Raw genomic sequence first — 13,942 nt, forward strand, 5'->3', positions numbered from 1 at the left:
CGTCAGTTCTCCCCAATCTTCGAGGCCTTCATGATGATGTCGCCGCTCGCCGTCATCTCCAGCTTCGCGCCCTTGATGACCACGTCTCCATTCTTCTTCACCTGGATGGTGGCGCTGCCGACCTTGAGCGTGAACTGCTCCTCGGCCGACAGGACGATCTCCTTCGCACCGAGCGCATAGGTGTCCTTGGCCTTCACCGTCATCGCCGCATTCACGTTGACGAGGAAGTCCTTGCTCACCTTGAGGTTGCGCTTCTTCCCCACCGTCTCGCTCAGGTCTCCGCCGACCTTCAGCGTCCGGCTGCCCTTCACCAGCTCACTCTTCTTCGCCCCCACCATCTCCACCTTCGCCCCCCCCACCTGCTCCGACTTGAGCCCGACCACAATCTCATTCATGGCCGCACCCACGTTGATGGCGTAACCCCCGCCGACGTTGAGCGCCTTGCCCAGCCCCACGTTCTCCGTGGACGCGAGCATCACCGTCGTCGACTGGGTCCCTCCCACGCTGATGGACTGCGACCCCGTGACGGCCTCCGTGTGGTTGCCTCCCACCGTCGTCGACCGGTCCTTCGTCACGTCCAGCGTCTGGTTGCCACCCACCACGCTGGAGTCGTCCTTGCCCACCGAGAGCTTCTGGTTGCCCAGCACCTCGCGGCTCCGGTCCTTCTCCACGCGCAGCGTCTCGTTGCCCCCCACCTTCTGGGACTTGTCGTTCTCCACGACGATGTTGAAGTCCTTCTGCGCGTGGAAGAACACCTCCTCGCTGCCCGCGGCGTCCTCGAAGCGCAGCTCGTTGAACCCGTCGCCTCCAGGACTCGAGCTCGAGCGCAGCGTGCTCTTCGTCTTCTCGTCCGGCAGCGACAGCGGGGGAGGATTGTGTCCGTTGTAGACGCTGCCCGTCACCAGGGGGCGGTCAGGGTCCCCTTCCAGGAACTCCACCACCACCTCCTGGCCGATGCGAGGCAGGTACAGCGCGCCCCATCCAGGCCCCGCCCACGCCTGGCTCACGCGAATCCAGCACGAGCTCTTGTCGTCGCCCTTCCCCTCCCGGTCCCAGTGGAACTGGACCTTGATGCGCCCGTGCTCGTCCGTGTGGATCTCCTCTCCCGAGGGCCCCACCACCACCGCCGTCTGCGCGCCGCCGATGCGCGGGCGCTCCGTCCGGCGCTCCGGCCGGAAGGGCACGGAGGAGCGCTGGCACGTGAACTCACTGCGATATCCAGACGGCCCATCGGCCCCTTGCGCCGAGCGCGCATCCACCAGCACCTCCGGCTGCCGGCCCTCGTGCGACACCGACAGGAGCAGGTACTCGCCATTGAGGTGGGGACGCGGATGCTCATCCAGCTCGAAGACATAGCCAGGCGTCAGCCTGCGGCTCGTGCTGGTCCCCGTGGCGGTCTCCGCGCGAGCCCGGAGCTCCTCCAGGCGAATCTTCGAGTAGCTCTTCCCTCCCCCCGTGTCCGAATAGCGCCCCGGATAGTCATACACCTCCAGGACCGCGTCCCCGTCGTCCGACTGAGCATCCGTGCTCAGGTCCACGGCGGGCGTCAGGAAGTTGTAGTCGCGCAGCATCACCGCCCCGGGCTGTATCTCCAATCGGGACGAGAACGTCTGCACCGAGTCCGCGGCCGCCACCATCCGGCCCTCCTCCCGGAAGACCAGCTTGGAGTCACCCACCAGCGGCTCGTGCGCGGACGGCTCGTCCGTGAGCACCAGCGTGTGGACACCCTGGCCGTGCTCGAAGAAGAAGACGATGCCTTCCTCCTCGAACAGGCGGAGCAGGAAGTCGAGGTTGGATTCGCGGTACTGCACGCAGTACTCACGCTTGGAATAGCTCCCCGAGAGCGCCAGCCGGAACTCGACGTTGCCTTCCTTCAAGACCTTCTGGGCGATGTCCGGCACCGAGAGGTTCTGGAAGATGCGGCTGCGCTTCATGTACTTGAGCGTCCACAGCCGGGGCACCACGCGGGCGCGATGACGCTTGCGCTCGCCCGTGGCCCCCACGTCCCAGGTGCTCCAGTGCGCGATGATGCCGTGGAAGAACCGGGCGGACCCATCTCCCAGCTGGAAGGTGAGCAGCGCGGGCTCCCCCAGCAAGGACTGGGCGTCGACGATGACGTCCGGCCCTGGCACCAGGTCCACCTCCACGGAGTAGAGCGCGTTGAGGGCCTCGGTCCCCTTGAACGAGAGGACCGCCAGCTCCCCGGCTCCATGGGGGCCCGCTTCGAAATCGAACTCCGACTGGCTCGCCGCCAAGGGCACGGTGGCAATCGTCATGGCTCACCCTTTGGATGGATGGTGAAGCGGCTCGTGGGAGGAACGTCCAGGGACATGTCCTGTCCCGGCCAGGAGCCATCCTTGTTCGAGCGGAAGACCTTCTCCCAGATTCCGCGACCCGTCGTCTTGTTGGGAGGAAAGAGCTCGAAGGTCTCGTCCGAGGGGCGATGGTGGAACAGATAGGTCCCCGCCACCTTGGAGTGCGGGTCCTCCGCGCGCTCGACCTCGCCCTCACGCCACTTCTCGGCGAGCCTCGCCGTCAGCTCGGCGTACTCCTCGCGCGTTGGCGCATCCCCCGCGTAGAGCTGCTGGAAGTAGGAGCCCTCCTCCGGCTTCTCCACGCGGCCCCAGTACCCTCGGAGGGGATAGTCCGGGACGACGTACCGGTACACGTCGTCACCGCCCTTCACCCGGTACCACTCCTCGGGGCTGATGCCCGAGCGCCGCTTCTTCACGGGGACACGCTCGATGGCGCCTTTCTCCAGCGCACGGGCCAGCCGGTGCTCGAACTCCCGGAGGTCGTCGAGCGACTCGAACTCCCCCTCGGGATGGAGCTTCTTCAGCACGGACCCTCGTCCCAACAAAGACATACCCATCCCCTCACAAGAACACGGCCTTCAAGAACTCGCCCGCGCCCTGCGGCGGAGTCTTGATGAGAATCTGTGTCGCGCCGCCCGAGTACCCCAGGCCCTGCCCCGCCACGCCCCCTTCGTAGAGGACGGTCCCCGCCTTGAGGGTCATCGACGCGGACTGCGTCGCGGTGTTCCCCCACTCGGGACGGAGCGCCATGCGAATCTTCCCCTCGAGTCCCGTGGGCCGAGGCCCCGCCGTCACCCAGCGCCCCTGCGCGCCGCTCTCGCCGCCGAACAGCCGATGCACCGTCACGTCCTTCTTCAGGACCTTCATCGTGTACTTCCCCTCCGTGAAGGCCTTCGCGTCAGCGGGACTCAGGGGGCCGCCTTCCGGGCCATACTCGCGCATCGTGTCGGCCACGGACTCGTCGAGCACCTCCTTGAAGGGCTTGCGCTTTCCGCTCCCCGAGCCGTCCTTCTTGATCTTCTTCCCCTTCAGCTTGATGTTCTTCCCGTCCACCGTGAGCGACTTGGCGAAGAGCTTCACCGTCCCGGACTTGTTGATGAGCAGCGCCAGCTCGCTGTTCACCACGACGGCCAGCTCGTCTGACTTCAGCTGGAGCTTCTTCGCCCCCGTCGCCATGGGTCCCTTCACCTCGGAGAGGTGGTTCTTCCCCACGTCGTCCTGACGGTCCTTCTCCGACATCTGGCTGAGCCCGCCCTCCACCTCCTCGGTGACGTCCCCCAGCACGCGAGAGGACCTCGCCCCCTCGACCATCTCCGTCCGCGAGCCCGCCACGGCCTCCGAGCGCTTGCCGCCCACCGTCTCCGCGCGAGCGCCCAGCACGGCGATGTTGGTGGCGCCGCCGACGTTGATTCCGTATCCCCCGCCCACCCCGAGCGCCGCGGCCGCGCCCACCGAGGTCGCCGCCGCCAGCTTCACATTCAGCGCGTGGACCGCCATCACCGTGATGGATTGATTCCGCTCCACCTCTTCCGAGTGGTCGCCCTTGGTGCGCGTCTCGCGGTTCAGCGCCACTCGCAGCGACTGCGAGCCTTCCACCGTGGACGCATCATCTTCCTTCACCGTGAGGGCCTGGTTGCCCACGATGTCGCGCGAGCGGTCCTTCTCCACGAGCAGCGACTCATTCCCTCCCACGCGCTGGCTCTTGTCGTTGAGCGTGTCGAGGTCCTCGTCCTTCTGGGCATGGAGGAACACCTCCTCGCCGCCGGCGGAGTCCTCGATGCGGACCTCGTTGAAGCCGCCGCCACCGGGACTCGAGTCCGTGCGCACGGTGCTCTTGGTCTTCTCTCCGGGCAGGGCCAGGGGCGGGGCGTTCTGGCCGTTGTAGACGGCGCCCACCAGCAGCGGCTTGTCGGGGTTGCCTTCCAGGAAGCGCACCACGGCCTCCTGCCCCACGCGAGGGATGAAGCTCGCGCCCCACGCCGCCCCCGCCCAGGCCTGTCCCGCTCGCACCCAGCAGGAGCTCTTGTCGTCCGACTTCCCATCGCGGTCCCAGTGGAACTGGACCTTGATGCGGCTGTGCGTGTCCGGCTGGGTCTCCTCTGACGAGGGGCCGACCACCGTCGCCGTCTGGATGCCCAGGATGTGAGGAACAGGCGTCGCGAGCCGAGGCCGGTATGGAACGCCCGCTGGCAGCGCGACGAAGTGGTTGCGATAGGACTCCTCCAGCGCGTCCACGTCGCCCACCACTTCCTGGCGGCGCCCCTCGTGGTGGACCCGGACCACCAGCACCTCGCCGTTGAGGTCGCCTTCCGGGTGCTCGGCCAGCTCGAAGGTGGCCCCTGGCACCAGGCGATGACAGGTACCATCACCGGCCAGGGTCTTCGTCCCGAAGCGCAGCGCCTCCAGTCGAACCCGGCTGAGGGACTGCCCTTCGGCGGGCTTCACATAGTCACCGGGATAGTCATACACCTCCCAGCCCAGGGACTCCGGGTCGTTCCGCGTCTTCGAGGTCAGGTCCAGCGCGGGCCGCTCGAAGTCGAAGTCCCGCAGGGACACCGTGCCTGGGCGCAGCCGCTGGGTGCGCGTCACGGAGGACACGTGCTCCGCCTCCGCGACGTGGTCTTCCTTTCCGCGGAAGACCACGCGGGCGTCACCGGAGATGGGCACATGCGCGCCGGCGCCATCTCCGAGCACCATCGTGTGTGACGACTCCGCGTGCTCGAAGAAGAAGCAGATGCCCTCGGACTCGAGCAGGCGGCGGACGAAGTCCAGGTCCGACTCCCGGTACTGGACGCAGAACTCGCGGGGCGCGTAGGAGGAGGACAGTGCCAGGCGCAGCTTCACGTTCGCCGCGGACAGGACCTTCTTCACGATGTCCGGGACGGACAGGTGTTGGAAGATGCGGCTGCGCCGGGTGTTCCGGAGCAGGCGCAGCCGAGGGACCAGCCGCAGCCGGTACTCTGGACGGCCGTGGCGGTCTCCCAGGTCGCGGGCCTCATCCACCACGCCGTGGACGAAGCGATCACCCCCGTCGGGGCCGTGCAGGAGCAGGGTGGCCTCCGTGCCCAGCAGGGCCTTCACGTCCAGCGGTTCCAGCGACCGGGGGAAGAACTCCACATGAAAGACATAGGGCTCGGAGATGGCCTCTTCGCCCGACATCCGGACGGCCACGAGCTCCCCGGGGGTAAACCCCTCGGCCTGGAGTTCCAGCAGCGTGTGCGGACGTCGAGGCATGCCCCCCACCTCCCTGGTTGCCCCACGAGGTGTTGGGAGCATTCAAAAGGCCAGACGGAGCTTACATCATACCTAGACACCGGAAGAGGAGAGGCTCTCCCGGTCGCGAGCCGTGTAGGGAATGTCCTGTCCCAAACCCTACATCAGAGGGACCTTGTGCGGGCCCCACGGCCGTGGCCGGGCCTCCAGCGCTCGCACTGGAGGCGGCAAACACAAACGTCCTCCGCTCACTGGCCGGTGCGCAGGAACTCGATGGCCCGGAGCAGCTCCGGGTCCCTCCCGGTGGCGAGATCCGAGGCCGTGGGCGAGACCTCGATGTCCGGGACGATGCCCACCCCGTGGAACCGTGTGCGGTCCGGGTAGAGCACCTCCATGCCCGTGAACCACACGTTCATGGACCCGGGCAGGAGCATCTTCGTGACGCTCCCGTTCGTCCCCGCGCTTCGGCGACCCACCACCGTCACCCTCCGGGTTCCGGTCAGCATCATCGAGAGGTTCTCCGCCGAGGAGACCGAACGCGGGCTCACCAGGAGGACGATGGGCCCTGCATAAGAGGGACCCGAGAGCGGATCGAGCGGGAACTCCTCCTCATGGACTCCACGCTCATCCGCCCCCCTCCAGACCGGGAACCGGAAGAGCGGCGCGGAGAACGACTCCTGGATGAGGCGCATGGCCACCTCGTAGGTGTTGATGCCCGGGCCGGCCCGCACGTCCACCACCAGCCCCCTGGCGCCTTGCGCGGCGGTGAGCGCCGCACGGAACGCCGCGGGGGTCTTGAGCAGATAGCTGGACAGGTTGATGAAGTGCAGCTCCGGCGCCCCCAGGTCCTCCAGGCTGCCCGCGCCCCTGAGCGACGGAGGTCCCAGCAGCATCTGAGGCTGGGGCTGGACCTGCACGAAGCGCGTGACGCCCTCCACGTCGCGCAGCCCGAAGGTCGTCGGGCCATTCATCCTCAGCAGCCGCCTGATGGCGACGTCGTACTTGAAGCCTGGCGTCGCGGCGGACGAGAGTGCCTTCTCCCGGGCCAACCACTCGGACATCGGCCATCCATCGACGCTCGTCACCGTGTCCCCTGGATGGACCTCCGCCATCGCCGAGCGGCGGATGACCGGCTCTTCCGCCACCTCCTCCAACAAGGCAGCGAAGTAGCCCGCGGGTGGCGGCGTCCCGGGCGCGAAGGCAAAGCCGTGCCCATCATGGAGGACCTCCGTGAAGCGCAGGAGCAGCCGGAGCGTCTGCTCGCGCTCGGTGACCGGCACCGCGTCCACCGACGCCAACGTCTCCAACAACCGCCCATCGATGCCATCCCCCACCGTGGCGAAGTAGGGGAAGAACAACCGCGTGGCACCGTGGACGATGACCAGGCCCGCGCGAGCAATCCCCGAGGAGGCCTCACTCGGCGGCATGACCTCGAGAGGGTTTCTCGTGAGAGGGGCGTTGCGCACGACGGGCGCCGTCCGGTCCACCGGCGCGGGCATGCCGAGGCCAGCGACCGACTGAAGCGCTCGCGCGGAGGGAATCGCTTCGGAGTGGCCCGCGACAGGTCCGAAGTGCGTGAGCGGCAGGTCGGCCGGAATCACGTCCGGGACCGCGCCCCACGCATCCTCCAGCCTCGAGGTGCGCACGAGCACCCCCTTCGACTTCACGGGCATCCACCTCGACTCCGCGACCTCCGCATGGACGGAAGCCCCCACGAGCCACGCGCGCCGCGCCATCCGCAGGTCCACGGCGAAACGGGCGGCGGCGGGGGCCAGCCTGGGACCAGTGAGCAGCGCGACGGGAAGCTCCGCCTGTCCCGTCGCGACGAGCGGCTCACGGGCGCGCAGGTCCACGAAGTTGATGTAGTTGCTGTACTCGTCAATGGGCGCCGTTTCGTCCGTCAGCCCCGTGTGATGTCGGACGCGCTCGGAGAGCCTCGTGATGGGCGCGTTGCTCACCGCTCCGATGGCTCGGGCCAGCGCCTCCTCGAGACCAGGAGCCTCCGGCAGCTCTCGCAAGTCGATGACCGCCGCGCGGACATGCCCTGGTAGTTGGAGGGCGCCCGTGCCCGGACGGATGAAGGCGATACCTCCCACCGTGAGGACGCGCGCGGCGCGCAGCTCCTGCGGCGACACATCCAGGGCACAGACTCCGTCCAGCGTGTCGGCGTAGTGACGCGTGGCGACGTCCCAGTCCACCGAGCGCCCCTCCAGCGCGCTGGCCAGGACCAGGTCCGCGGCGGTGGTGCCGGGCCCCGTGCCGAAGAAGCGCGCCTGCGCATGCGCGGCGGACAACGCCACGGGAGTCGGCAGCGTGGACGCAGGACCCGCGCGTCCGAAGTCGCACCAGGTCTCGGTCGAGGGCTGTGCCCAGGCACTTGCGGCTGTCAGCGTGAACAGCGCGGCGGTGAGTCGAAACGGCCTCTGGCCGCGACGCGCCCAGGAGGCGCCGTGAAGAACGAGGCGACGGATGCTCGACATCGGTGGATGCTCCCAGGCCCGGCCGGAATGGCACATCAGGCCCCGAAGCAAACGAAAACCCCGGTCTTCAATATCGCCACACTTCTACAGCTGTTACCCCTGCAACAAGTATTCCCCATCCAAAGCCTGCCCAGGTCCCCTCCATCCTTCAGGGCAGAGGGGTTGATGTGTCCCGCTGTCATCCCAACCCTTCGACGCTCACGGTCGTGGTCGGCGAGGAGACGGGCATGAAGATGCGTCTGGCTTGCAAGGTCTTGCTGTTCGGGGGCGTCCTCGCGTGTGGTTCGGGACAGCCCGACACCCTCGAGGGCAGCGCCTCACAGGCGCAGCCGGAGACCCGCGCCCCACCCGAACCCATCGCGCTCTCCGAGGACATCTTCTACGCCACCTGCCCCAGGGCCTCGCAGGCACAGGGGGCCACGCTCTACGTCTCGAAGACCGGTCCTCGGAATCCGTCCAAGCCGCCAGGCTCCAACGAGAATCCCTACAGCACCATCATGGCCGCCGTGAGGGCCGCGCGCCCCGGCAACGTCATCCTGGTTCGTGGTGGCGACTACAACGAGCAGGTCGCCCTCACCGCGCCCAAGGGCGCTCGCCCCGGCACCGCCACCGCGCCCATCGTCCTTCGTGGCGAGATGGCCGGACGCCCTCGCATCCTTCCTTCCTCCACCAACGTCGGCGCCCTGCTGGACGTGAAGCTCCCTTACTGGGTCATCGAGTACTTCGAAATCGCCGTCCAGGGCCGGCCGTCCTACGCCGCCCTCTTCGAGGACAACACCCAGTGCTCCCAGCTCCACGACTCCCTCCTCCACGGAGGTCGAGCGGGCGCGGGCATCACCGCGAGCTACGCGAACTTCGTCATGCTCGCGCACAATCACATCTCCGACTTCTCCAAGACGAACACGGACTCGCACGGCGTCGCCATCCGGGGCGTGACCCGGGACATCTTCATCCTGGACAATGACATCCATGACGTCTCGGGCGACGGGGTGCAATGCCAGCCCAATGGAGGCCGTCCCTCCACCATCCTCATCGAGCGCAACCGGCTCCACGCCACGGGCGAGAACGGCGTCGACGTCAAGGCCTGCGACGACCTCCTCATCTACAAGAACCTCATCTACAGCTTCCCCAACATCAGCCGCTTCCCCTGGCAGGCCAACACCTCCGCCGCGGAGGCCGTGCTCGTTCACGAAGACGCCACGAACATCCAGATTCTCGGCAACGACATCTCCCTGGCCGGCCGAGGCGTCGCCATCGGCGGCAACAACGCCATCGACCTCCCCACCAACGTGCAGGTCCAGGACAACTTCATCCACGACATCTACAACTACGCCCACCGAGGCAACGGCCAGGGCGTCCGCGTCGTGACGGGGCGAGGCATCTACATCGTCGGCAACACCCTCGAGCGGACCGCCGACGCGGGCCTGCGCCTGGCCGCGGACGAGCCCAACTCCGTGATGGGGCTCATCGTCTACGAGAACACCCTGCGCAACATGCGGCTGTTCGTGCGCCTGGGCAGGCGCGAGAACCGTCCCGGCATGGGCATGGACAGCAACCGCTATGAAGGCCCCATCGGCGTCTTCACCATCTCCGGCGGACTCAGGGAGGGCACCCATGCCCAGTGGGTCGCGGCGCTCGCTCCCGAGTTCCTCGACCAGCACTCGCTGCGGCTCCTGTCCCCCACGCCGCTCGCGGAGCAGCCACCACCCGCTGCGCCTTGACGTCCCCCGCGCGTGCCTGGAGCTTCGAGGGGACATTGCCTATGGTCGGCGCTCCTTCAACCAGGAGCCCGCTGGTGGCCCGTCTCGCCTTCGTCGTGATTGCCCCTTTCGCTGACTGGGAGCCCGCGCTGCTCGCGGCGGGGGCTCGCGATGACTTCGGCGACGAGGTGACGTGGTGGTCCCCCGGGGGCCAACCCACGCCGTCCATGGGCGGAATGACCGTCCAGATCCACGGCGCGGTCGAGGACCTCACGCCCGACAAGGCGGATGCCCTGGTGCTGGTGGGCTCGGCGACGTGGATGACGCCGCAGGCGCCCGAGCTCTCGGACCTCCTGCGGCGCGCGGTGGACGCGGGGCTCGTCGTCGCGGGCATCTGCGGCGCCACCGTCGCGCTGGCCAAGGCGGGGCTGCTCGATGGCCGCGCACACACCAGCAACGACCTGGAGTTCCTGAAGGCGCAGGCCCCCAGCTACCGAGGCGCCTCGCACTACCGCGACGTGCCGCACGCCGTGCGAGACGGCCGTCTGGTCACCGCGGCGGGCACGGCGCCGGTGACCTTCGCGACGGAAATCCTCGGGCTCCTGCATCCCGAGGCCCCGGACATGGTCGCGGCGTTCAAGGTCTTCGCCCGCGAGCACGGGGCGGCCTGAGGATGACCACACGGGAGGCTTCGGCCCCTCGGCCCGAGCCTCCGCGAGGCCCCGGATGAATCTCCTCGAGCCCATCATCTTCACCGGCGCGGCCCTCACCGGCGTCGCGGGCGCCATCCTCGGCATCCGCGCGGACCCCGTCTGGGGAGTCGAGGGCTTCGTGGGTGGCGCCTTGCGAGGCGTGGGTGGGTTCGTCGGGGGCGTCGTGCTCGGCGCCGTGGCGCTCTACGCACTCGTCTTCGCGCTCGGCGCCCTGCTCGCACTCAAGGCACGTGCGGGCCGACGCCCTCCGCGATAGCCATTGCCGCCATTCCTCTCAACAATCGCAAGCGGCCCTTCGCGCCACGGCCGTGATAGGTTCCACACGCGGTCTCGCATCGGTCCTCCGGGTGCGGCGAGACTCACGGGAGTGATTCCATGACACATTCTTCGTCCATCGGCGCTGGCCCCAAGGTGACGTGGCCTTCGGCCACCCAGAAGACCCAAGCGCAGCAGGAAGTGACCGAGACCCAGGTCGAGGCCCCGACGCCCCAGGGTGCGGGCGCGGCGAAGAAGGAGCAGGTCCCCGCGCAGACCCAGAACAGCCAATTCGACGCCCAGGCGAAGGGCACGCCCGTCAAGATCACCCCGGATGCGACGATGCAGGTGAAGGGTCAGCCCCCTCCGGGGAAGGCCCAGGGCGCTGGAGGGGACACGTCCACGCAGCTCTGGTCCTCCAAGAGGCCCGCCACCGAGCAGCCCCGCCAGGAGGGCGTCGAGCAGCTGAGCACGCCGAAGGAGGGCCTGGCCTTCTTCAAGATGCGCAGGCCGCAGGTCTGGTACAACCAGACGGTCGCCGCCGTCCTCGACAAGGACGCCACCCTCTCCGAGAAGTTCAAGTTCCGGGGCGTCTGTTTCATCCTGTCACATCAGTGGCTGGAGTGCAGAAGCATGGGGATGGACGACGCCAAGAGCATCTCCAAAATCAAGGACGGCAATACCTTTCATCAACTCTGGGGGGACTTCGTGACCCAGGGGAACAATGGCAGCGACATCTACAGCGCGCTCTCCCAGGAGCTCCTCAAGGGCCCCGCGATGAAGGAGCGCCTCCGACATGAAATCAGCCAGGCGGCCCCAGACGAGGTGCCGGCGCTCACCGCGAAACTCCACCACGCGGAAGAGACAGGCCAGCGGCTCAGTGCGCAAATGGCGAGAATGTTCGAGGGCACCGAGGAGCGACAGGTTCTCGGTGAGGGCTCGGGCACTTCGTCGGAAAAGATGATGCGCAAGATGTTCGAGATGAACGCGCAGTCGGTCAGTCGCGTGAAGTTCGAACCCAAGCACGCCGATGCCGGCAACACCCTCCAGCGCATGTTCCGCTCGAACCCGCTGGACCGTCCGGCCAAGTGCCTGGAGCTGAGCAACGACGCCAGCACCAAGCCCAAGCCCGCCCTGTTCGAAATCGGGCTCTACGACCCCAAGCCGGGAGGGAACGCGCACTCCATCGCCCTGCACATCGAGCAGGACGGGAGCTATTCGCTCTTCGACCCCAACATCGGCGTCTACAAGGGCGATGGCACGTCCCACAGCTTCGACAAGGACCTGGCCCAGCTCATGGAGTCCTACTACCCCAAGATGACGGAGGTCGTGCTCACCCACCTCACGGTGGAGAAGCAGGCCCGCGAGTCGTACTGAGCCCCGGCTCCCCTCAGTCCCGGTAGCCGCGCGCCTGCAAGCGGAACAGGTGCGCGTAGCGCCCGTCCTTCGCCATCAGCGCGTCGTGGCTGCCCAGCTCGTCCACGCCGCCGTTGTGCAGCACCGCAATCTGGTCCGCCATCCGCACCGTGGAGAACCGGTGCGAAATCACGATGGCAATCCGGTCCGCCGCCAGCGCCTGGAACCGCTCGAACAGCGCGTGCTCCGCCTCCGCGTCGATGCTCGCCGTCGGCTCGTCCAGGATCAGCACCTCCGCGTCGTCCCGCATGAACGCTCGCGCCACCGCCAGCTTCTGCCACTGCCCCGACGACAGCTCCTGCCCCTTCTCGAACCACCCGCCCAGCATCGTGTCGTACTGGCCCGGCAGCGCCGCAATCACCCCGCTCGCCCCGCCCTGCTCCGCCGCCTTCTCGATGCGAGGGCGGTCCTCCAGCGCCGGCACGTGCCCCAGCCCGATGTTCTCCGCCACGTTGAACTGGTACCGCACGAAGTCCTGGAACACCGCGCCGAACCGGCCGCGCAAGTCGCCCACGTCCATGTCCCGGATGTCCACGCCGCCGTAGAGAATCGTCCCCTCCGTCGGCTCGTACAGCCGCAGGAGCAGCTTCACCAGCGTGCTCTTCCCCGCCCCGTTCTCCCCGACGAGCGCCAGCTTCTGTCCCGGCCGCAGCGTCAGCGACACATTCCGCAGCGCCCACGCCTCCTTCCCCGGATAGCGGAAGGACACCCCGCGCAGCTCGATGTCGTTCATCCGCCCGCGCGCGGGCGACTTCGCCGGCAACACCCGCGGCACCTCGTTGCCCGTCGGAATCTCCAGGTACGTGAAGAGATTGCTCATGAAGAGCGCGTCCTCGTACATGGACCCCACGCTCGTCAGAATCCCCTGGAACGCCGACTGCCCCTGACGGAACACCGCCAGGTACAGCACCATGTCGCCCACCGTGATGGCGCCGCTCGCCGCCCGGCCCGCGACAAAGACATAACACCCGTAGAAGGCCCCCAACGACAGCACCCCCAACCCCAGGCCCCACCCCATCCGCTTGAAGGCCAGCGCCCGGTCCTCCGCGAAGAACTTCTTGAACAGCTCGCGGTAGCGCCCCAGCACCAGGTCCCCCAACCCGAAGAGCTTCACCTCCTTCACGTGGCTGTCCCGCGTGAGAATCCACTCCAGGTAGTTCAGCTTCCGCCCCTCGGGCGCGCGCCACGAGTACAGCCGGAAGCCCGCCATCGCCAGCCGCGCCTCCGCGATGAACGCGGGAATCGACGCGGCCACCAGCACCACCACGCTCCACGGCGACAGCGCCACCAGCAGCGCCGCGAAGGTCGACAGCGTGATGCCATTGCGGACGATGGAGAACGCCTGCATCACCAGCGACAGCGGGCGGCTGCTCGCCTCGCGCCGCGCGTTCTGCATCTTGTCGTAGGTGTTCGAGTCCTCGAAGTGCTGGAGCTCCAGGTCCAGCGCCTTCTGGAGGATGCGCTCGTTGAGCACGTTGCCCAGGTTGGCGCGCAAGAGCTCCCGCGTCAGCATCAGCCCGCGCTCCACCACCGCGGAGCCCAGCATCAACGCGAACTCCAGCCCCACCCACCCGAAGACGCGCGAGCGCGCCTCCTCCGAGCCCTGCGCCGCGGCCACCACCGCGTCGACAATCAGCTTCCCCACCCAGGCGATGGCCGCCGGCAACAGCGCCGCCACCAGCGTCAAGGCCCCCAGCACCACCGCGCCGCGGGGGCTGGCCTGCCAGAAGATGCGGAACGTCCCCGGCAGCTGCCGGAACAGGCTCCCGGCGCTCTTCAGCCGGTCCTTGAGGGAGGACTTCGCGGGGGTCGTGGAATCAATCGGGGGAGGAGACACGCAAGCGCGTTCA

The 13,942-nt window shown here is 67.9% G+C and carries 9 protein-coding genes; 4 read left to right on the forward strand and 5 right to left on the reverse strand.

Annotated features, from left to right (window positions below; all coding sequences use genetic code 11):
* Nucleotides 1-2 precede the first annotated feature (2 nt).
* From MYSTI_RS37410 to MYSTI_RS37425, 4 genes are all read right to left on the reverse strand, one after another.
* Nucleotides 3-2,276: a type VI secretion system Vgr family protein gene (locus MYSTI_RS37410; protein ID WP_015353060.1), complete on the reverse strand. Its 2,274-nt coding sequence runs from the start codon at nucleotides 2,274-2,276 to the stop codon at nucleotides 3-5.
* Complete coding sequence (locus MYSTI_RS37415) at nucleotides 2,273-2,842, reverse strand: hypothetical protein (RefSeq protein WP_044282567.1); 570 nt, start codon at nucleotides 2,840-2,842, stop codon at nucleotides 2,273-2,275. Before MYSTI_RS37415 ends, MYSTI_RS37410 begins: the two co-directional genes overlap by 4 nt.
* Nucleotides 2,843-2,876: 34 nt before the next feature.
* Nucleotides 2,877-5,549 (reverse strand): type VI secretion system tip protein TssI/VgrG, encoded by a 2,673-nt coding sequence (gene tssI, locus MYSTI_RS37420; protein ID WP_015353062.1) that lies wholly within the window; start codon nucleotides 5,547-5,549, stop codon nucleotides 2,877-2,879.
* Between the two features lie 227 nt (nucleotides 5,550-5,776).
* Complete coding sequence (locus tag MYSTI_RS37425; RefSeq protein WP_052351129.1) at nucleotides 5,777-7,828, reverse strand: S41 family peptidase; 2,052 nt, start codon at nucleotides 7,826-7,828, stop codon at nucleotides 5,777-5,779.
* Nucleotides 7,829-8,235: 407 nt separating this feature from the next.
* On the opposite strand from MYSTI_RS37425, the gene MYSTI_RS37430 reads away from it, so the two are divergent.
* From MYSTI_RS37430 to MYSTI_RS37445, 4 genes are all read left to right on the forward strand, one after another.
* Nucleotides 8,236-9,729: a right-handed parallel beta-helix repeat-containing protein gene (locus MYSTI_RS37430; protein ID WP_015353064.1), complete on the forward strand. Its 1,494-nt coding sequence runs from the start codon at nucleotides 8,236-8,238 to the stop codon at nucleotides 9,727-9,729.
* Between the two features lie 74 nt (nucleotides 9,730-9,803).
* Nucleotides 9,804-10,379, forward strand: coding sequence for a type 1 glutamine amidotransferase family protein (locus MYSTI_RS37435; protein WP_015353065.1), 576 nt, complete (start codon nucleotides 9,804-9,806; stop codon nucleotides 10,377-10,379).
* Nucleotides 10,380-10,434: 55 nt separating this feature from the next.
* Nucleotides 10,435-10,677, forward strand: a complete 243-nt coding sequence (locus tag MYSTI_RS37440; protein WP_015353066.1) for a hypothetical protein — start codon at nucleotides 10,435-10,437, stop codon at nucleotides 10,675-10,677.
* A gap of 119 nt (nucleotides 10,678-10,796) precedes the next feature.
* On the forward strand, nucleotides 10,797-12,053 hold the full coding sequence (locus tag MYSTI_RS37445; protein WP_015353067.1) for a hypothetical protein: 1,257 nt from the start codon (nucleotides 10,797-10,799) through the stop codon (nucleotides 12,051-12,053).
* 13 nt (nucleotides 12,054-12,066) lie between these two features.
* Here the strand turns inward: MYSTI_RS37445 and MYSTI_RS37450 are convergent, their stop codons facing one another.
* Nucleotides 12,067-13,929, reverse strand: coding sequence for an ABC transporter ATP-binding protein (locus MYSTI_RS37450; RefSeq protein ID WP_015353068.1), 1,863 nt, complete (start codon nucleotides 13,927-13,929; stop codon nucleotides 12,067-12,069).
* Nucleotides 13,930-13,942: the final 13 nt, after the last annotated feature.

Source organism: Myxococcus stipitatus DSM 14675 (assembly GCF_000331735.1).
GTDB classification, from domain to species: domain Bacteria; phylum Myxococcota; class Myxococcia; order Myxococcales; family Myxococcaceae; genus Myxococcus; species Myxococcus stipitatus.

Excerpts from the sequence above, each read along its gene's own strand:
- MYSTI_RS37410 (WP_015353060.1), bottom strand. The coding sequence starts at position 2,276 with ATGACGATTGCCACCGTGCCCTTGGCGGCGAGCCAGTCGGAGTTCGAT.
- tssI (WP_015353062.1), bottom strand. The coding sequence starts at position 5,549 with ATGCCTCGACGTCCGCACACGCTGCTGGAACTCCAGGCCGAGGGGTTT.
- MYSTI_RS37430 (WP_015353064.1), top strand. The coding sequence starts at position 8,236 with ATGAAGATGCGTCTGGCTTGCAAGGTCTTGCTGTTCGGGGGCGTCCTC.
- MYSTI_RS37440 (WP_015353066.1), top strand. The coding sequence starts at position 10,435 with ATGAATCTCCTCGAGCCCATCATCTTCACCGGCGCGGCCCTCACCGGC.
- MYSTI_RS37445 (WP_015353067.1), top strand. The coding sequence starts at position 10,797 with ATGACACATTCTTCGTCCATCGGCGCTGGCCCCAAGGTGACGTGGCCT.